16 protein-coding genes are annotated in these 20088 nt (G+C 60.0%); 6 read left to right on the top strand and 10 right to left on the bottom strand.

The features are described from left to right. Positions 1 to 66: 66 nt before the first annotated feature. The 5 genes from AABA48_RS11440 to AABA48_RS11420 are packed head-to-tail and all read right to left on the bottom strand — an operon-like array spanning position 67 to position 5242. Positions 67 to 1197 carry an ABC transporter permease gene (locus AABA48_RS11440; protein ID WP_338270364.1) on the bottom strand — a complete coding sequence of 377 codons (1131 nt, stop codon included), beginning with the start codon at positions 1195 to 1197 and terminating at the stop codon, positions 67 to 69. Between the two features lie 2 nt (positions 1198 to 1199). Next, positions 1200 to 2333, bottom strand: a complete 1134-nt coding sequence (locus tag AABA48_RS11435) for an ABC transporter permease (protein ID WP_286350568.1) — start codon at positions 2331 to 2333, stop codon at positions 1200 to 1202. Then, a complete protein-coding gene (locus tag AABA48_RS11430; protein ID WP_286350567.1) occupies positions 2330 to 3298 on the bottom strand; it encodes an ABC transporter ATP-binding protein in 969 nt (322 codons plus the stop codon). Before AABA48_RS11430 ends, AABA48_RS11435 begins: the two co-directional genes overlap by 4 nt. Next, positions 3295 to 4227 (bottom strand): ABC transporter ATP-binding protein, encoded by a 933-nt coding sequence (locus AABA48_RS11425; protein WP_286350566.1) that lies wholly within the window; start codon positions 4225 to 4227, stop codon positions 3295 to 3297. Before AABA48_RS11425 ends, AABA48_RS11430 begins: the two co-directional genes overlap by 4 nt. Positions 4228 to 4252: 25 nt before the next feature. After that, complete coding sequence (locus AABA48_RS11420; RefSeq protein WP_286350565.1) at positions 4253 to 5242, bottom strand: efflux RND transporter periplasmic adaptor subunit; 990 nt, start codon at positions 5240 to 5242, stop codon at positions 4253 to 4255. 171 nt (positions 5243 to 5413) lie between these two features. Here AABA48_RS11420 and gnfR point away from each other — a divergent pair, with 171 nt between their 5' ends. The 4 genes from gnfR (at position 5414) to nifK (ending at position 10399) form a co-directional block, all read left to right on the top strand. Further along, positions 5414 to 5980: a nitrogen fixation two-component system response regulator GnfR gene (gene gnfR / locus AABA48_RS11415; protein WP_286350564.1), complete on the top strand. Its 567-nt coding sequence runs from the start codon at positions 5414 to 5416 to the stop codon at positions 5978 to 5980. A gap of 374 nt (positions 5981 to 6354) precedes the next feature. Beyond that, positions 6355 to 7224, top strand: coding sequence for a nitrogenase iron protein (gene nifH / locus AABA48_RS11410; RefSeq protein WP_286350563.1), 870 nt, complete (start codon positions 6355 to 6357; stop codon positions 7222 to 7224). Between the two features lie 98 nt (positions 7225 to 7322). Continuing rightward, positions 7323 to 8762 (top strand): nitrogenase molybdenum-iron protein alpha chain, encoded by a 1440-nt coding sequence (gene nifD / locus AABA48_RS11405; protein ID WP_286350562.1) that lies wholly within the window; start codon positions 7323 to 7325, stop codon positions 8760 to 8762. A gap of 167 nt (positions 8763 to 8929) precedes the next feature. Then, on the top strand, positions 8930 to 10399 hold the full coding sequence (gene nifK, locus AABA48_RS11400; protein WP_338270357.1) for a nitrogenase molybdenum-iron protein subunit beta: 1470 nt from the start codon (positions 8930 to 8932) through the stop codon (positions 10397 to 10399). 114 nt (positions 10400 to 10513) lie between these two features. Here the strand turns inward: nifK and AABA48_RS11395 are convergent, their stop codons facing one another. Beyond that, positions 10514 to 11446 carry a YeiH family protein gene (locus tag AABA48_RS11395; protein WP_286350560.1) on the bottom strand — a complete coding sequence of 311 codons (933 nt, stop codon included), beginning with the start codon at positions 11444 to 11446 and terminating at the stop codon, positions 10514 to 10516. A gap of 108 nt (positions 11447 to 11554) precedes the next feature. On the opposite strand from AABA48_RS11395, the gene AABA48_RS11390 reads away from it, so the two are divergent. Together AABA48_RS11390 and AABA48_RS11385 are read left to right on the top strand one after the other, a co-directional pair. After that, the gene (locus AABA48_RS11390) at positions 11555 to 12448 is read left to right on the top strand and encodes a LysR family transcriptional regulator (protein WP_286350559.1); all 894 of its coding nucleotides are present in this window, start codon (positions 11555 to 11557) and stop codon (positions 12446 to 12448) included. 112 nt (positions 12449 to 12560) lie between these two features. Next, on the top strand, positions 12561 to 15209 hold the full coding sequence (locus AABA48_RS11385) for a hybrid sensor histidine kinase/response regulator (protein ID WP_286350558.1): 2649 nt from the start codon (positions 12561 to 12563) through the stop codon (positions 15207 to 15209). Positions 15210 to 15311: 102 nt separating this feature from the next. Here AABA48_RS11385 and AABA48_RS11380 read toward each other — a convergent pair whose 3' ends face one another. The 4 genes from AABA48_RS11380 to AABA48_RS11365 all read right to left on the bottom strand — a co-directional run bounded on the left by AABA48_RS11380 (position 15312) and on the right by AABA48_RS11365 (position 19925). Then, positions 15312 to 17561: a PAS domain-containing sensor histidine kinase gene (locus AABA48_RS11380; protein ID WP_286350557.1), complete on the bottom strand. Its 2250-nt coding sequence runs from the start codon at positions 17559 to 17561 to the stop codon at positions 15312 to 15314. A gap of 249 nt (positions 17562 to 17810) precedes the next feature. Beyond that, positions 17811 to 18383 (bottom strand): rubrerythrin, encoded by a 573-nt coding sequence (rbr, locus tag AABA48_RS11375; RefSeq protein ID WP_286350556.1) that lies wholly within the window; start codon positions 18381 to 18383, stop codon positions 17811 to 17813. Between the two features lie 280 nt (positions 18384 to 18663). Continuing rightward, a complete protein-coding gene (locus AABA48_RS11370; RefSeq protein WP_286350555.1) occupies positions 18664 to 19122 on the bottom strand; it encodes a Fur family transcriptional regulator in 459 nt (152 codons plus the stop codon). 233 nt (positions 19123 to 19355) lie between these two features. Beyond that, the gene (locus tag AABA48_RS11365; RefSeq protein WP_338270351.1) at positions 19356 to 19925 is read right to left on the bottom strand and encodes a cytochrome c3 family protein; all 570 of its coding nucleotides are present in this window, start codon (positions 19923 to 19925) and stop codon (positions 19356 to 19358) included. Between the last annotated feature and the right edge of the window lie 163 nt (positions 19926 to 20088).

Here is a 20088-nt window from a genome sequence, read left to right as displayed (position 1 = left end):
TGCCTTTGCATTCAGCTGAGCGCCCCGGAGCAATCCGGGGCGCTTTTTCGTTCGGCAGAGGAAGGGTTACCCCACTGTTTTTCTGAATCGGCCAACCGCAAAAAGGAGCACGACCGAGCCCAGCAGTGCCAGCGCCGCAAGCTGCGGCCACAGGATGCCGAGGCCGATCCCCTTGAGGAAGATGCCCCGGACGATGATCAGGTAGTAGCGGAGCGGGTTCAGGTAGGTGGCATACTGGATGCTCGTCGGCATGTTCTCGATGGGAAAGGCGAAGCCCGACAAAAGCATGGCCGGGAACGTGAACATGAACGAACTCATCATGGCCTGCTGCTGGGTCCGGCTGATGGTTGATATGAGCAGCCCGAATCCGAGGGTGCTCATCAGGAACAGGGCGGTTGAGCCGATGAGCAGCAGAATGCTGCCCCTGAGAGGGATTTTAAACCAGAAGAGCGCGATGCAGGTCACGATGGTGACGTTGATGTAGCCCACGATGGCGAATGGAACCAGCTTGCCCACAACGAATTCCCACCGCTGTATCGGCGTGACGATGATCTGCTCCATGGTGCCGATCTCCTTTTCGCGCACCACGGCCATGCTGGAGAGCATCATGGTGGTGATCAGGACCATGGAGGCGATGACCCCCGGCACATAGTAGTTGCGGCTCTCCAGGTTGGCGTTGAACCAGGCGCGGCTTTCCAGCGCGATGCCCTTGGCTCCCATGGTCCTGCCACCCTTTCGCAGGGAATAGTCGGTCAGTATCTGATCGCTGAACCGTTCGGCAATGGTTACCGAATAGCTTACGACGATCCTGGCGGTGCTCGGGTCAGTGCCGTCGACGATAATCGGGAGCTTTGCGGTTCGCCCGGCGCGGATGGCCTCTTCGAATCCCCGATTTATCTGCACCGCGGCCCGTATTTTTCCCCGATCCAGCAGATTGCGCAGTTCATCCCCCCGTTGCACCCGCTGCACGATGTCGAAGTAGCCGGAGCGTTCCAGGCGGGCAACGAGGTCGCGGCTCAGGGCACTGTTGTCCAGATCATAGACCGCCGTGGCGATGTGCTTGACGTCGGTGTTGACCGCGTAGCCGAAGAGGGTGATCTGGATCGCCGGGATAACGAGGATGATGAATCGCATCTTCGGGTCCCGCAGGATCTGGATTGCCTCTTTTATGAGCATGGTTTTCAAGCGATCGAACATGGCTAGCCCATTTTTTTGCGGAACTTCCGTACAGCCAGGGTGAAAATGAGCGTCCCGAACACGGTCAGGAAGAGGATGTCGCCGGCCAGTACCCTGATCCCGATCCCCTTCAGATAGATCCCCCGCAGGATGGTGACGAAATAGCGGGCCGGGATGGCGTGGGTGATTGCCTGAAGGGGGATGGGCATGTTGGCGATGGGAAAGACGAAGCCCGACAGGAGGAAGGCGGGGAGCAGCGTTGCGACCATGGCGAATTGGCTGGCCGCGAACTGGCTTTTGCCGACGATGCTGATGAAGACGCCGAGGGCCAGGGCCACCAGGAGGAAGAGGATGGACGTTGCCAGGAGCAGCGGCCGGTCTCCCCGCATGGGGACCTGGAAGATGAAGCGTCCTGCCAGGAGCGCCACCACGAGGTCGAAGAGTCCGATGCAGAAGTAGGGGACCAGCTTGCCGACGATCAACTCCGCTCCGGTGAGGGGGGTGGAGATGAGCTGCTCCATGGTGCCGGTCTCCCATTCCCGCGCCACGGTGAGGGAGGTGAGGAGCGCGGCGATGACCATCATGATGACGGCGATGAGGCCGGGAACGATGGCGTTGCGGGACACCAGGTCGGCATTGAACCAGATCCGCGGTTCCGGGGCCAGTGGCGGGCGGGGCGGCTTATCGGCCGAGCGCCGGATCTGGGCGATGATGAGGGGCCGGCTGTACGTGCCGACGATGAACTCGGTATAGCCCAGGGCGGTGGTGGCGGTGTTGGAATCGCTTCCGTCGACGATGGCCTGGACCCGGACCTGGCGGCCCGCCTGGAGATCCCTGGCAAAGTCGCGGGGGATGACGAGCGCCATGAGGGCGTCGCGCTGGTCGATGGCCCGTTCGATCTCCCGGTAGTCACCGGCGTATCCCTTGAGCGAGAAATAGCGCGAACCGCTGAACCGGCTCACCAGGTCGCGGCTGGCGGGCGTGGCGCTCTGATCCCAGACCACGAGAGGCACGTTGTCCACATCAAGGGTCAGGGCGTAGCCGAAGAGAAAGAGAAGCATCATCGGGATGGCGATTCCCATGATGAGGCTCCGGATGTCCCGGAAGACGTGAATGAACTCCTTCCGGGCCACCGCTGTAATCCGCTGCAGCTTCATCGGCTGAACTCCCGCAGGGCGCCTTGTTCCCGATCGCGCGCTTCAATGAGGGACACGAAAACGTCTTCCAGCGAAGGAATGATTTTTTCGATGCGGTCGGCGGTGATTCTCCGGGCCGCGAGAACCCCTGCGATGGCCGGGACCGTTGCCGCGGCGTCTGCCGTCACCACATGGAGCCCCCGGCCGAAGAGGGCGGCGTGCTTTACCCCGGGAATCGCCTCGATCTCTTCCATCAGTTCCTGGGGGCGGTCGCAGGACACCTCCACGATTTCCTCAGCCATCCGCTCGGTCTTCAACTCTTCCGGCGTGCCGAGGGCGATGAGCTCTCCCCGGTAGATGAGGGCGAGGCGGTCGCAGTACTCGGCCTCATCCATGTAGTGGGTGGTGACGAAGACCGTGACCCCGGCGCCGGCCAAGCGGTAGATCAGGTCCCAGAACGCGCGGCGGCTGATGGGGTCGACGCCGGAGGTGGGTTCGTCGAGAAAGACGATGGGTGGCTCGTGGAGGATGGCGCAACCCAGCGACAGGCGCTGCTTCCAGCCGCCGGAGAGGATGGCGGTGCGGCTGCGGCGGTGCTCGGCGAGCCCTGCCATGCCGATCACCCACTCCTTCCGTTCCTGCCGCCGCTCGTCCGGAATTCTGTAGATGCCGGCGTAAAAGTCGATGTTCTCCTCCACGGTCAGGTCCTCGTAGAGGGAAAACTTCTGGCTCATGTAGCCGATGTTTTTTTTGATCTCCTCGGCCTGATGGACGATGTCGAACCCGGCCACGGTGCCGCTGCCCGAGCTCGGCGGCAGGATGCCGCAGAGCATCCGGATGGTGGTCGACTTGCCGGCCCCGTTGGGGCCCAGGAACCCGAAGATCTCCCCCCGCCGCACATCGAGGGATATCCGGTTCACGGCGATGAAGTCGCCGAAGCGGCGCTCCAGGTCCCGCAGGGTGACGGCGAATTCGGGCGCGGTCATGTCGCACCGTCCCGGGCGGAGAGGACCGACACGAAGACGTCCTCCAGGCTCGGTTCGATGGGGCGCAGACCCCTGAGAGGAAGCCCTTCCCGGGCCATGAGCGCCTCGACGGCGGAGCGGGTCCGATCCGGCGCCTCGGTCACCACGTGGACCCGGTCGCCGAAGAGCCCCACGGACGTGGTCCCGTCGAGTCCGGAGCGAAGGATGCGCGCCGCCTGGCGGGCGGCATCGGTGCGCACTTCGAGGATCGTTCCCCGCATCAGCCCCTTGAGCCGGTCAGGGGCGTCACAGGCCAAAAGCCGACCCTGGTGGATCAGGCCCACCCGGTTGCAGCGCTCCGCCTCGTCCAGGTAGGCAGTGGTCACGAAGATGGTCACCCCCTCCCGCAGGAGCTGGTAGAGGATGCGCCAGAAATCCCGGCGGGAAACCGGGTCGACGCCGTTGGTGGGCTCGTCGAGGAAGAGGACCCGGGGGGTGTGGATCAGGGCGCAGGCGAGCCCCAGCTTCTGCTTCATGCCGCCGGAGAGGTTGCCCGCCTGGCGGCGCCGGAAGGGGGCCAGGTTGCTGAAGGCGAGCAGCCGGTCGATTGTTGCGTCGCGTCCCCGGCGGGGGATGCCGTAGATGTCGGCATAGAAGTGGATGTTCTCCAGTACCGTGAGGTCGGGGTAGAGGCCGAACCGCTGGCTCATGTAACCGATTTCGGCCTTGATTGCCTCGGCCTCGCGCACCGTGTCCCGGCCAAGCACCCGTGCCCGGCCTTCGGTCGGGTCCATGATGCCGCAGAGCATCCGCATGGTGGTGGTTTTCCCGGCCCCGTCGGAGCCCACGAGGCCGAAAAGTTCGCCCGGGGCGATGGTGAGGGTGAGGCCGTCCACGGCGGTGAGCTCGCCAAAGCGTTTGGTCAGGTTTTCGGTGTCGATGGCATGCATGGGTCAGGTATCCGGCGCTTTCCGGTCACGGGCTCCCGGTGATGATCTCCGCATCGGCCGGCATTCCCGGCTTGAGCTCCCGGTTCGGGTTCGGGATGGCGATCTTGATGCGGTAGACGAGCTTGACCCGTTCCTTGTCGGTTTGAACGTTCTTGGGGGTGAACTCGGCCTCGGGAGAGATGAAGGTGATGGTCCCTTCGTAGCGCCGATCGGGCCAGGTGTCGTTTTTGATCCGCGCCTTCTGTCCCACCTTGATCCGCCCCAGGTCGGTTTCCGGGATGTAGGCCCTCAGCCAGGTGTTCGACAGGTCGCCGATCGTGACGATGGGGGTGCCTGCCGCCACCTGTTCCCCCGGCTCCACGTGCTTCGAGAGAACCAGCCCGCTCAGGGGGGCCGCCAGGGTGGCGTGGGAGAGGCGGGTACGTGCCAGGGCCAGGGCCTCGCGCGCCTGGTTGAGGCGGGCGCGGGCGGCGTCGATCTGTTCGCGGCGGGGTCCCCGGTGCATGAGCTCCTGCCGGGCCCGGACCTCGTGCAACTGGGCCTGGGACGCGTCGCGGGCAGCCTTTGCCGCATCGAAATCGCGCCGGGAGATCACCTCGCGCCCAAAGAGCGCCTCCTGGCGGGCAAAGTCGGCCTCCAGCCGGTCGGCATCGGCCTGGGCCCGCTTGACGGCTGCGTCAGCCTGGGCGATCTCCTCCCTCCGGAAGCCGGTTTCCAGTTCACGGAGCTGGGCCGCCAGCGCCTCTGTCTGCCGTTCCTCCCGGGCCACCTCCAGGCGCAATTCATCGTCGTCCAGCCGCGCCACCACCTGGCCCGTCTCGACCATCACGCCTTCATCCACGAGGCGTTCGCGCACTGTGCCCGGTATCTTGAAGCCCAACTCCACATCGGTGACCTCGATGTTGCCCGAAACCCTGACAATACCATCCGCAATGCCGTTGCGACGCAGGAGCAGGGCGGCAATAACAGCCGCCGCCAGGAGAATCGCCGCGGCAATGAGTAGAGTCCTTTTCATGCACAACCCTCCGGAGCTTTCAGACGCTTTTCCCTATTCTGGCACGATGAGCGGTGATGTAAAGTCGTAATGACGGGGCCGGGCGAGAATAGGATTGGAACACTTTATGCTGAATAGATGGGGAGCAGAGGCGGGCTTTGGTGGATAAAACGAGATAAGGTGGTGATTTCAGTGCGAAGTGTCCTTATATGCGACGATGAACCGATTATCAGGATGAGCTTAAAAAATAAGCTCACGGAGCTTGGCTTCGATGAAATCGTGGAGTGCGGGGATGGCGAGCAGGCCGTTCGAATGGCGTTTGCCAAGCTTCCCGACGTCATCATTCTCGACGTGTCGATGCCGAAGAAAGACGGCATCGCGGCGGCCCGCGAGATCCGGCAGCGTCTGAAGGTGCCCATTATCCTGCTGACGGCCTGCTATGATGCAGACACGGTCGCGCGAGCACGGGAAAGCGGCATCGGCGGCTTCCTTGCCAAGCCGTTCCGGGAGCAGGACCTCTGGCCGGCCATCGAGCTGGCCTGTGCCCATGCCGGAGAGGTGGAACTCCTCAAGGAGCAGGTTGAGGACCTGAAGGAAACCCTGGAGAGTCGCAAGATCGTTGAAAAGGCCAAGGGTATCCTGATGCAGAAGCAGGGGCTCACGGAGCCCGAAGCATTCCGCAAGATGCAGAAGCTGGCCATGGACAAGCGCAAGAGCATGCGCCAGATTGCCGAGGCTATCCTGCTGACCGAGGCATAACGGCGGGAACGGATGATGGTGAAAGGGCGCCAATTGGGCGCCCTTTCTATTTTTTAGGCAGATAGGGGATTGCTGTAAACGGGCAGGACAAAAGATCGCTGCGGTATGGCGATTCTGATTAATTGTTGTGCATGTGCATGGGAAAGAGGCGGCCGGAATAATTGTCAATGCGGTAAAGCTTAATAAATTCAGCACGATGTCCGTTGGCATGGACGGTGCTATAACAAGATCAAACATACAGACGAGAATACGCCGGAGTATTCACTGCTGAACGCAGGCAAGGGCGCCACCATTATACGGAAATGGGGCGCCTTTTTTGTTGCCCCGAACATTCCCAGGCAGTCCACGGATTGGTGGACGAAAGGAGACAGGACATGAGACAGGTAGCGATCTACGGCAAAGGCGGCATCGGCAAATCGACCACGACCCAGAACACGGTGGCGGGTCTCGCGACTCTCGGCAAGAAGGTCATGATTGTCGGCTGCGATCCCAAGGCGGATTCCACCCGCCTCATCCTCCACGCTAAGGCCCAGGACACGGTCATGGACCTCGTCCGCGATATGGGTACGGTCGAGGATCTGGAGCTGGAGGACGTGCTCAAGGTCGGCTTCAAGGATATCAAATGCGTTGAGTCCGGTGGTCCCGAGCCGGGCGTTGGCTGTGCCGGCCGCGGCGTCATCACGGCCATCAACTTCCTGGAAGAGAACGGCGCCTACACTCCCGACCTGGACTTCGTCTTCTACGACGTTCTCGGCGACGTTGTCTGCGGCGGGTTCGCCATGCCGATCCGCGAGAACAAGGCCGAAGAGATCTACATCGTCTGTTCGGGCGAGATGATGGCCATGTACGCCGCCAACAACATCGCCAAGGGTATTCTCAAGTATTCCTCCTCCGGCAAGGTGCGCCTCGGCGGCCTCATCTGCAACTCCCGCAACACGGACCGGGAGGCCGACCTGATTGAGGCCCTGGCCGCCAAGCTCGGCACCCAGATGATCCACTTCGTCCCCCGCGACAACCAGGTCCAACGCGCCGAGCTGCGCCGGATGACGGTCATCGAGTATTCTCCCGAGCACAAGCAGGCCCAGGAGTACCTGACCCTGGCCCAGAAGATCATCGACAACAAGATGCTCGTGGTCCCCACCCCGCTGGAGATGGAAGAGCTGGAAGATCTTCTCATGGAATTCGGCATCATCGAGGCCGAGGACGAGAGTATCGTCGGGGTTGCGGAAGCTGCGGCAAAATAAATGCGAAAATCCGCCACAGAGCCACAGTGACGCAGAGAAAACCTGGAGATTTCTCAGCCTCCGTGTCTCTGCAGCAGATTTTGAAAGGGGTTAGCCATATGTCACATGCAGCCAAAAGAGTTGAAGGAATAACCAAAGAGTCGACTCAGGAGATGATCGACAAGGTGTTGGAGGTCTACCCGGAAAAAGGGCGCAAGAAGCGCGCCCCGCACCTGGCCCCCAACGACGGCGTCAGTTCCTGCGTAAAGTCCAACCGCAAGACAGTTCCCGGCGTCATGAGCGCCAGGGGCTGCGCCTACGCCGGCGCCAAGGGGGTCGTCTGGGGCCCCATCCGCGACATGGTTCACATCTCCCACGGACCGGTGGGATGCGGCTGGTACTCCTGGGGCACCCGCCGCAACCTGATGAGCGGCATCAACGGGGTCACCAACTTCGGCATGCAGTTCACGTCGGATTTCCAGGAAAAGGATATCGTCTACGGCGGTGACAAGAAGCTGAAGCAACTGCTGGAGGAGGCCAAGGGGCTGTTCCCGCTGGCCAAGGGGATTTCGGTCCTGTCCGAGTGTCCGGTGGGCCTCATCGGCGACGACATCAACGCCGTGGCCAAGCAGTCCGCCAAGGAGCTGGACATCCCGGTCATCCCCTGCAACTGCGAAGGGTTCCGCGGGGTTAGCCAGTCCCTGGGCCACCATATTTCCAACGACACCATCCGTGACTTCATCATCGGCACCCGGGAGTTTGCCGAGCCCGAGAGCCCGTACGACATCGCCCTTATCGGCGACTACAACATCGGCGGTGACGTCTGGAGCGCCAAGGCGCTGCTGGAGGAGATCGGCCTCAACGTGAAGGCCACCTGGACCGGCGACGGCGAGTTGGACCGGATCGCCGCCACCCACACGGTGAAGCTCAACCTCATTCACTGCTACCGCTCCATGAACTACATGTGCCGCGTGATGGAAGAGAAGTACGGCATCCCCTGGCTGGAGTTCAACTTCTTCGGCCCCAGCAAGATCAAGGAGAGCCTGCGCGCGATTGGTGGACGGTTCGACGACAGGATCAAGGAGAACGTGGAAAAGGTCATTGCCAAGTACGACCCGATCATGCAGGCGGTAATCGACGAGTATCGGCCGCGGCTCGAAGGGAAGAAGGTCATGATCTACGTCGGCGGTCTCCGTCCCCGCCACACCGTGGGCGCCTACGAGGACCTGGGGATGGTGGTTGTCGGCACCGGCTACGAGTTCGCCCACGGCGACGACTACGAGCGGACCTCCCCCGAGATGCCGGTCGATACGGTCATTTTTGACGATGCCTCCGAGTTCGAGCTGGAGAAGTTCGCCCATCAGATCAAGCCCGACCTGGTTGCCTCCGGCATCAAGGAGAAGTACGTGTTCCAGAAAATGGGGCTTCCCTTCCGCCAGATGCACAGCTGGGACTACTCCGGTCCCTATCACGGCTACCAGGGATTCCCGATCTTTGCCCGGGACATCGACATGGCGGTGAACAGCCCCACGTGGTCGCTGATCAAGTCGCCGTTCTAGACGGAGTCCGCTTTTCCGCCATCTCGGCGTGCCTTCGTCATCATTTGTGCGGCCTCCGCGCTCTTCATCGGCGTCACGGTCCTGACGAAAATCGGCGCCGGATGGAAAAAACAAAACCAAACCCGGTCGTGGGACGGATTGGTCCCCGGCCGTAAAGGAGAATCGCCATGAGCAACCAACTCGGACTCGCCGTCAAGCCGGTCACCGAATACGACGACGCAGAAGTAAAGAGAGTCGCCGAATGGATCAATACTGAAGAGTACAAGGAGAAGAACTTCGCCCGCCAGGCCCTGGTGATCAACCCGGCCCACGCCTGTCAGCCCCTGGGGGCCGAACTGGTGGCCCACGCCTTCGAGGGGAGCCTGCCGTTCGTTCACGGTTCCCAGGGGTGCGCCTCCTACTACCGCTCCACCCTCAACCGGCACTTCCGGGAGCCGGCGCCGGCCGTTTCCGATGCTATGACCGAGGACGGCGCCGTGTTCGGCGGCCAGAACAACCTCCACGAGGGACTGGAAAACGCCATCGCCCTTTACAGGCCCAAGATGGTCGCCGTCTTTACCTCGTGCATGCCGGAAATCATCGGCGACGACCTGACCGCGTTTCTGAAGAACGCCCGCAACAAGGGGATCATACCGGCGGACATGCCGACCCCGTACGCCAACACCCCGAGCTTCAACGGCTCACACATCCACGGCTACGACGCCATGCTCCTTTCCATTCTGCAGACCCTGACCGCGGGCAAGCAAGTGGAAGGGCGCTGCACGGGCAAGCTGAACCTGATCCCCGGGTTCGACGCCAATACCGGCAACTTCAGGGAGTACAAGCGGATACTTGAGGCATTCGGCATTCCCTACACCGTCCTGGGCGACATATCCGACGTGTTCGACTCGCCCCTGGACGGCACGTACCGCCCCTACCCGGGCGGCACCAAGCTGGATGACGCCGCCGACTCCATCAACGGCAAGGCCACCCTCAACCTGGGGCCCTATTCGGCGGCCAAGACCTTCTCTTGGGTTAAAGACTCCTATTCCGGTAAGCATGCGTCCCTTCCCATGCCCATGGGGGTCACCAAGACCGACGACTTCCTCAAGAAGCTGTCGGAGCTCTTCGGCAAGCCGGTCCCCGAGAGCCTGAAGGAGGAGCGGGGCCGGGCCGTGGACGCCATGACCGATGCCCACCAGTACATCCACAACAAAAAGTTCGCCGTCTACGGCGATCCCGACCAGCTCCTCGGCTACGTCTCCTTTCTGCTGGAGATGGGCGCCAAGCCCTATCACATCCTCTGCAGCAAGGGGACCAAGAAGCTGGAGAAGGAAATCCAGGCGCTGCTCGATACCTCTTCCTACGGCGCCGGCTGCAAGATTTACATCAACAAGGATCTCTGGCACATGCGGAGTCTGCTCATGACCGACCCGGTGGACGCCATGATCGGCGACACCCACGGCAAGTTCGCGGCCCGCGACGCCGGCATCCCGCTTTTCCGCTTCGGCTTCCCGATCTTCGATCGGGTCAACAAGCACCGCTATCCGATCATCGGCTACCAGGGCGTGGTCAATATGCTGACCGAGATATGCAACAAGTTCCTCGACATCACCGACGAAACCTGTGAGGACCGGTTCTTCGAGATGATGCGGTAAGTTGACTGCATAGGTGCCTGTAGCTCTGCAGGCTGTGAGTGGGAGCCGGACAGGGATTCCACTTGCAGCCTGCAGAAATGCATGATGTCGGCACAGAATGCGTGTTCCCCTCCCTTATGCCGACCACGGCAATTTCAGAGCGACGAGCGTAAGCGCGCTCACCAGAACCCACAGACTAACCGCCTGAACCAGAGGCCTGATCCCGACCTGTTTCACTACCTCCCTGCTCAGCCCGGCTCCGACCAAGAACAAAGTCACGACAAGGCATTGCTTGGCGACGCCAGCCAGTTCTCCCCAGATATGTTCATAGGACGGCAACAGTGTCCTGATGGCTGCCGCGCCGAGAAATCCGATGATAAACAGCGGAATCCGGGCTTGCTGTTCGCCACCCTTGATCAGGGAGGCCGCCATGACGACCGGTGCTATCCAGATGGCTCTGGTAAGTTTGACTGTCGTCCCGATGGCCAATGCCGTGGCGCCATATGCCGATGTGGCGCCTACAACGCTGCTGGTATCATGGATGGCCAGCCCCGACCAGACGCCAAAGGTATTCTGGTCAAGCTGCAACCAGTGCCCTACCAATGGAAACAGCAGCAACGCAGCGGAATTAAGGGTAAAGACCGTTGCCAGCGCTACGGCGGTTTCGTCACTTTTCGCCTTCAGGACAGGCGCCATGGCTGCGATTGCGCTGCCGCCACAAATGGCGGTGCCGAACGAAATAAGGGCCGAGGTGTTGGTGCCCGTCTTGAACAGCTTGCCGAGACCGTAGCCCAACAAGAGCGTGCACGAGATACCGATTACGCTGTACCAGATAGAATCTTTTCCGGTTTGTATCACCTCGCCGAGGCTGAGCCCGAAGCCAAGTCCGACTACCGAGGCCTGCAGGAGCATTTTGCTGTACCGGGCGGTCTGCCGTGGCCACGGGTTTGCCTGCAAAAGGCCGACAGCTATTCCCATGACCAGGGCCTGGGCCGTGCCGACCCACGGGGTTGCGCACAAAGCCAGAAGTATGGTGAATGCCCCCCTGCGCAGGTTGCTACCGTTCATATCGCACTCCTTTCCGTATCTATTTAGTTGCATCATAGACCACCTTGAATATAATAAAAAATGAGTAATAAAAATTATTATAATCAGTATTATTTATAAGGAAAGACGATGGCGATTAGTCTGAGGCAGTTGGAAATATTCGAAAAAGTTGCAAAATGCGAGCATGTGACACAGGCAAGTACTCAACTCTTTCTGACTCAATCGGCCGTAAGCATGGCTATCGCCGAATTGGAGCGAGTGGCGGGGGCTCCGCTTTTCGAGAGGCGCGGCAAGCGGCTGCTCCTGAATGATCGCGGCCGGAAAATACTGCCGGAAGCAGAGGAGGTGATCAGAAGAACCCGGGCGATTGAGCAGTTTTTGGAAGATTCCGCCGGCGAGCCACGAGGTGTCCTGAATGTCGGCGCAAGCACCACGATCGGCAACTATATCCTGCCGGAGCTGATTGCTGAGTTTTCAGGGAACTATCCCGATGCGAAGGTGCTGCTTACCATCGGAAACGCCCAACAGATAGAGCATGCATTGGAAAGGGGAGAACTTGATCTCGGCTTGATCGAAGGGATTCCGCATTCCGGCGTTCTTGACTCCACTCCCTGGAAAAAAGATGAGCTCGTTGTCGTGGTCGGCAAAGGGCACCCCTGGGCATGCGAGGGCGCAGCGTCGGTGGAGATGCTGGAAAACGCCCCGTGGATCATGCGTGAGACGGGCTCCGGAACAAGGGAGGTCTTTGAGGGTGCAATGGCGGGGAAGGGCATCCCTTTCTCGATCAGCCTGGAATTAGGGCATACCGAGGCGATCAAGAAAGCAATTGAAGCGGGGCTGGGGGTAGGCTGCCTTTCGAGAATTGCCGTCAACAGGGAGTTGGAACATGGTTGGCTGGTTGAAATAACGTGTCCGCTGGACTTGAAAAGAACCCTGTCACTCCAGACCAGGCAATCCGGGTACAAGACCAGATTATTATGCGCGTTTTGGTCGCTGCTGAATCGGCATAAGGATGGGGCATAAGGAGGTATGGTCATGTCTGCGGTTTAGGTGTAGAATTCAGTTGACTCTCGGCCTGAACCAACGCTCCAATGCAGTGCCCGAAAGACCCGAACAGGCAGCTTGTGGAGGGATAATGAAACTGATCCGGCAACTGCTGTCTGCTGCGGCCCTGACAGTCACAATCGGGGTTGTCACCTACTTCGCCGTTACCAGGTACGTCGTGAACAAGGCGGAGGAGAACCTCAAGAGCATTATCCTCTCTCATCGATCATTCCATGCGTACATCCAGCAGGTGATGCATCCCACCTACTACAAGGCCAAGGATGAGGGCAAGATTGCCCGCGATTTCTATGCGCCGCAACTTCTCTCTTCATCCTACATGACCAGGGTCATGCACGGTCTCTTCAACAAGGAGCGGGAAAAGGAGGGGCTCCCGCTGGTGTACTACAAGATGGCTTCGCAAAATCCCAGGAACCCGGTGAACATAGCGGACGAGCGGGAGGCCTATCTCCTGGGTCTATTCAATGCCCGGCGCGACCTCAAATCCCATTCCGAGATCAGGACCATTGACGGGAAGAAGTACCTTCTCTACGCCAAACCGTTTCTCGAAACCAATCAGGCGTGCCTGCGCTGCCACGGCAATCGCGCTGATGCGCCGATCGGGCTGCAGCAGATCTATACCAGCCAAGGCGGTTTCAATGAGTCGGCCGGGACAATTCGTGCGATCGAATCGATCCGCATCCCTCTGGACGATGAATTTACAGCGGCATTCGTTGCCACGACCGCCTCATTGACGGCGGCAGTGATACTCGCCGGCCTCTTTTTCTTCAACACGAGGCTGCGTCAACGCGTCAGGCAAAGCACCGAAGCACTTGCGGAAAGCGAAGAGAACTATCGCCACTTCACCACCCTCACATCGGACTATGTCCACAAGTGCGCGCGCAAAGGGAAGGAGCCATATCGAATCAAGTGGATCGGCGGTGCATTGAATGCAATCTCCGGCTACAGCAGCGAGGAGATGTTCGCTCGCGGTTGCTGGCTCTCAATAGTCCACCCTGACGATAAGCACCCGACGGCAGAGGCCCTTGCTAGCCTCAAGCCGGGCGATATCAGGGATATATCGTTCAGGATCATAGCCAAGGATGAGAGTGTCCGGTGGATAACGGATTCCTGCCAGTGCGAACAAGGTGCAACGGAGGACGAACTGATCCTCTACGGTGCGGCCTCGGACACCACCGACCGCAAGAAGGCCGAAGCGTTGCTGCATTTAACCCGCGCCAGCGTCAATGCCGTATCCGACGCGATTTTCTGGATCACGCCCGACGCCCGTTTTGTAGATGTCAACGAGGCCGCGTGCCGCACTCTTGGCTATTCCCGCGAAGAACTGTTGAACCGTGGGGTCTTCGATGTAGACCCCGACTCCCCGCCTGAAGTATGGGCGCAGCACTTCCCGGAACTTCGCAGGCAGGGAACCCTCCGGTTCGAGTCGCGCCATCGCACTAAAGATGGCCGCATTATCCCGGTCGAGATCGTTGCCAACTATATTCGTCACGACAATGATGAATTCAACTGTGCCATTGTCAGGGACATCACCGAGCGCAAGCGCGCCGAAGAAGAGCGTGAGAGCCTTGAGAAGCAGCTCCTTCATGCCCAGAAACTGGAGAGCCTCGGCGTGCTCGCCGGCGGCATCGCCCATGACTTCAATAACATCCTGACGGCAATCGTCGGCAATACCGACCTCGCACTGATGCGTCTCAATCCCGAATCACCGGTCCGCGACAACCTGGCGCGAATCGAACGGGCTGCCAACCGGGCATCCGATCTTGCCAAGCAGATGCTCGCCTATTCCGGCAAGGGTAAATTCGTCATCGAACCGATCGATCTGAACCGGCTGGTCGAAGAGATGACCCATATGCTGCAAGTATCCATTTCCAAGAAGGCCGTGCTCCGTTTCAATTTTGCCGACTCTCTGCCCACGGTCGATGCCGATGCCACCCAACTCCGCCAGATCATCATGAACCTGGTTATCAATGCCTCAGAGGCGATTGCCGATAAGAGCGGCGTCATCGCCATCAGCACGGGGTGCATGCAGTGCGACAGGAAGTATTTAAGCAACGCCTGGCTCAATGAGTCGATCCCCGAAGGGCTCTACGTCTGGCTGGAGGTTGCCGACACCGGTTGCGGCATGGACAGGGAGACCGTGTCGAAGATCTTCGACCCGTTCTTCACAACCAAGTTTACCGGCCGCGGCCTGGGGATGGCAGCGGTGCTGGGCATCGTGCGCGGGCACAAGGGGGCGATACGGGTCTACAGCGAGCCCGGTCGGGGCACGACGTTCAAGGTACTCCTGCCGGCCGGCGACAAACCCAAAGACCTGTTCAATGACGATCAGCACAAGCAGACAACGTGGAAAGGATGCGGCACTGTCCTGTTGGCCGATGACGAGGAAACGGTTATCGGCATCGGTGCTGAGATGCTGAAAGAACTCGGGTTCGATGTCCTGACCGCCATGGACGGCCGCCAGGCGCTCGAAGTGTTTGCGCAGCACCAGGAAAAGATCTGCTGTATCATTCTCGATCTCACGATGCCCCATCTGGACGGCGAGCAGACCTTCCGGGAGCTGCGGCAGCTCAAGCCCGACGTCAAGGTAATCATGTCCAGCGGCTATAACGAGCAGGAGATCAACCAGCGCTTTGCCGGAAAGGGGCTGGCAGGGTTCATCCAGAAGCCGTACCGGCTGTCCATGCTTAAGGAGACCATCAGGAACGTTCAGCAGGGCTGACGTGAACCGCTTGATGTACCAGTTGAACTCTGTGTCCGCAGCAAAAAGGGCGCTCTCCATCGGGGAGCGCCCTTTTTGCTGCGGGGAGGGAGTGCACGATCGTCAGATTTCGGGCAGGGTGAAATAGAACGTCGCTCCGCCGTTGACTTTGCCCTCTGCCCAGACCCGGCCGCCGTGCCGTTGGATGATCCGCTGGACCGTTGCCAGACCGATGCCGGTGCCGGGGAACTCGCCGCCGTGCAGCCGCTGGAAGGGGCGGAACAGTTTGTTCACGTAAGCCATGTCGAAGCCGGCTCCGTTGTCCCTGACGAAGAAGACCGTCTCGCCATCGATCACGGCACTGCCGATCTCGATTCGCGCCCGGGGCGTTTTGGCGGTGTACTTCAGGGCGTTGCCCACCAGGTTGAGCAACACCTGCCGGATCAGGGTCCGGTCGGCCTGCGCCGTGAGATCGCCGGCAATGACCCAGTCAACGGCGCGGTGGGGCTCGGTTTCCTGGAGCATCGATGCGACCGATGCCGCAGTTTTGCTCAGGTTAACGGTCCCTTTGCGCAACTCGACTCGGCCGACCCGCGAAAGCTCCAGCAGATCGTCGATCAGTTGCCCCATCTTGCCGCTTGCCGTACAGATGCGCTCAAGGTAGTAGCGGGCCTCCACGGGGATCTGATCGCCGTAGTCCTCGATCACCAGATTGCTGTAGCTGTTGATGTGCCGCAGCGGCGCCCGCAGATCATGGGAAACCGAATAGCTGAAGGATTCCTGCTCCCTGATGGCTTCTTCCAACTGGACGGTCCGTTCCATGACGCGCCTGTCGAGTTCCCGGTTGAGCTTGCCGATGGTTTCCTCTGTCTGCTTGCGTTCGGTGATGTCCTGGATCGTCCCGATCATGCGGACCGGCCTGCCCTCGTTGTCGCGGGTGAACTCTCCCGTGCCGTAAACCCAGCGTTCCTGGCCGTCAGACGGGCGGATGATCTTGTACTCCATGTTGAACCATCTCCGCTCGGTGAGAAGCGACGCGAAGTAGTCCTTCATCTTCTCCCTGAACTCCGGGTGAATCAGATCGAGCCAGAATTCAAGGGTTTTGGGGGTAGCCGTGTGTATGCCGAAGATCCGGTCCAACTCGGCGGAGCATTCCCAATTGTCGTGTACGATATCGTAATCGTAGGTGCCGAGACAGCCGATCCGCTGGGCCTCCCGCAGCAGCCATTCGCGGTTGCGCAGCGCCTCTTCCGCTGTTTTGCGTTCGGTGATGTCCTGATGGGTGCCGATGAGGCGCAGGGCTTTTCCCCGGCTATCCCTGTTCACGGCCGACCCCCGGCCGAGAATCCAGCGCCAGCTGCCGTCCTTGGCCTTCATGCGGAACTCTGTCTGGAAGCCCTGTGTTCTCCCCTCGACACAGTCCATGTTGGTGCTGAGGGCCCGTTCCCGGTCTTCCGGGTGCAGGAGCTCCATCCACACCTGGAAGGAGGGGGAGAAGTCCTCCGGCTCGTACCCCAGGATCCGGTAGTAGGCCGGGCTGAAGTAACCGCTATCAGCCGCGATATTCCAGTCCCAGATGCCGTCGGTGGTTGCCTCCATGGCAAGGCGGAAGCGTTCCTCGCTTTTCCGGAGAGCCTCTTCGGTCTGCTTGCGTTCGCTGATGTCCCGGATAAAGGCGTGGAAGCAGCGCGAAGCGGGCTGAAACGTCGTGCTGACCTCAACGTCGATAACGGTGCCGTCTTTGCGGCGGTGGCGGACTTCGAAACGCTCGGAGCCTTGTTCGACGATGTTCCGGATGTGCTTCTGGGTCTCCTCCGCGCTTTCGGTCGCGTCGATGTCGTGGAGGGACATGGTCAGCAGTTCTTCCCGGCTGTATCCCAGGATGCGGCAGCATGCGTCGTTGACTTCCACGACGCTGCCGTGGAGGTCTATCACCCAGAAGCCGTCCATGGACGTGCTCTTGATGATCCGGTAGCGCTCCGCATGCTCTTGCAGTTGCAGCCGGACGTCCATGAGGTCGGTGATATCGTGCAGAATGCACATCAACTTGCCGCAGATCGACCCCGCGACCTCTACCAGGCGCCGGCTCCCGTCCTTCCTGGTTATGATTTCCCGCCGCACAACGGGAAACCCGGTTGCCCGGTCGGCGTCGAACCGACTCCTGGCCCTTTCGTGCTCGGAGCCGAACAGGGAGCGGAACCACGCGTCAAGGGATGAGAGTTCATCTCGCCGGTACCCGGTGAGGTCTTCAGTCGCACGGTTGCAGAACACCCGCTCGTCCTCGATCAAAAGGGCCGGTGCCGGCATGCTTTCCACAACTGCCGTAAGGGGGGGCAGATCGGCTACATCACGTGACGGGGTTTCTGTGCTCATTCAGTCACCGGGGTGCAATGTTTGTGGGGGGAGTGTTGTGGGGAATGCTTATTCTATTTGTTTAGCATGCTCAGTGCAAATTAGTTTTTGTTACCACGGTGCAGCTACTTTGCGTGACGGTTGCGCTTCGGGGGCCGCTGTCCGGGGCAGCGGGCGATCGTCCCGGTTTGAAATTAGCATGTTCCGTGCCGTAAATAAAAAGGCGCGTCCCGCACCGGGACGCGCCTTGATGCTGCAACGGCGACGCTGTTACCAGTTTTCCCCGAGCAGTTCGAAGTGTGCCTTGGGATGGGCACAGGCAGGGCACAGCTCCGGCGCTCCGGCGGCGGTGTTGAGGTAGCCGCAGTTGCGGCAGCGCCAGACTACTTCTCCTTCGCGGGTGAAGACACGGTTGTTCTCGATATTGGCGAGCAGGTCGCGATAACGCTTCTCGTGCTGCTTTTCCGCCACGGAAATGGCCCGCCAGACCGCCGCGATAGCCGGGAATCCCTCTTCCTGGGCCACCTGGGCGAACGCCGGGTAGAGGTCGGAATGCTCTTCATGCTCGCCCATGGCGGCGGCCAGCAGGTTTTCGGCGGTGGTGCCGATTTTGCCGGAGGGGAAGCAGGCGGTGATTTCCAGGTCTCCCCCCTCCAGGAACTTGAAAAAGCGCTTGGCGTGCTCCTTCTCCTGGTTGGCGGTTTCCTCGAAGATGTCGGCGATCTGCACGTACCCTTCCTTGCGGGCGGCGGCGGCAAAGTAGGTGTAGCGGTTGCGTGCCTGGCTTTCGCCGGCAAATGACTTCAGCAGGTTCTGCTCGGTTTTGGTGCCTTTCAGTGACATGTACAGCTCTCCTTTCCTGCAGTGGTTGGAATATGTTCTATACCAGAATCGATCCGGCAACACCAGCGTGGGCCGCTGGTCGCTTCATTCATGAGGCCCCGTGCTTCGGCACGTGGAGGGGCGCAACGGGAGTCGCTCACAGTCTGGGGCGCGGTGTCGCGTCGGCTACCGGGCGCGGCAACCTCGCAGTCAGCCAGTTTGTGGGCATGGAAGGGAAGTGGAAACCTGGCTGTAATAATTATCAGGTAAGAATAATTACTAGTGGCTGGGCACAAAAAAGTTACGATGCCTTTTTCGCCTCAAGGCACTTGTTGCACACGCCGTATATCACGACGTTCTTGTTGTCGATCCGCCCCCAGGTTCTGGTCTCTTCGGGCAGGGGGGCCTCGTCGATGTGATGCCATTGAAAGTCGATGATTTCCTTGCATCGGCTGCAGATCAGGTGATGGTGCCGCATGCGTTTCGCCTCGAATCGCGACTGGCTTTCGACCGTCTCGACTTTGTTGATTATACCGTGGTGCGCAAAGACCGCCAGGGTCCGGTAGACCGTATCAAGGGAGAGCGTGGGGTTGTCCCGGCGCAGCCGTTGGTGGAGCGTCTCCGCCGACGGATGGTCGGTCGAGGTGGCCAGTTGACGGTAGATCTCCAGGCGCTGATGGGTGAGCCTCAGGCCGGCATCCCTGCATGCCTTTTCAAAGGCATACTCTTGTTCCGCTGTGAATATGATTTTTTTTGGCATGGCAGGTGACTGTCCGGTTATTGACTAGTTATTCCATGTAAGAAAAATACCTAACAAGTGGGGGTGAGTCAAGCATTGGATGGATTTTCCCCAAAAACGGCATTTCTCGGGTTTATGCGTGGTCCCGTTCGCATAACATGAACATGGTTCTTCATGCCGGGCTGCACGCACGAAGAGCCGGAACATGTGTTGCCCCGGCCCTTCGCATGATTCCTCGTCCTTATCCGTTCCGGTCAGCGCCCCCAGGTGCCTCCCCAACTGTGGGGGTTGCTACCGTGGCAGTCGGTGCAGTAAACGGTCTGTCCGCTCACACCTTTTGCGATGGTCGCCTTGACCTTGGCATTGGTGCTGGTGTGACAGAGGTAGCAGACCGACAATGTGCTGGTGTATGAACGCCACCCCGAGTGGATGTTGATGACGTCGCTGCCGTGGCAACGGCTACAGGTGCTGACATTGTGCTGGACGTTGTCGTGGACGGAGGATGTGTGACAGGCCTGGCAGTCCCGCTGGACCTGAACGGTATATTGCCCCGAGTTGTCCGCCGTCATGGTGTGGCAGGCGAGGCACTGCTTACCCTTTTTCGTGATCAGGTCGTGGTGTCGGTTGACGTTGTTGGTGGAGGTATGGCATTTCGCGCAATCAGTGAACGCAAGGTTTAGATTCAGGGATGGCCCCGAACCGCCCCAGGTACTCCTACTGTCACCCGAAGTGCCCCACCCCATGGCGTTTCCCGCCCAGCATGCCAGGGTGATGAGCAGAATCCCCGTCGCAACCGGATTCGTTTTGTTGGAATGTCTGCGCATATATCCTCCTGTGAAAGGCTTTATTGAGATTATTTTATGTGGAGTGATTCTATAAAAATGAAATGGGTAGGGCAATGCAAAAATTACGCATCAGTACCTATTTGGCGTTATTGGATAATGCGGACCGGGTGGTGCAACTCACTGGAAAAGAACGGCCCCGGGG

Source organism: Geobacter sp. 60473 (assembly GCF_036323535.1).
GTDB classification, from domain to species: Bacteria; Desulfobacterota; Desulfuromonadia; order Geobacterales; family Geobacteraceae; genus Geobacter; species Geobacter sulfurreducens.
The sequence above is the reverse complement of the archived record's forward strand: the minus strand, read 5'-3'. Positions and strand labels throughout refer to the sequence as shown.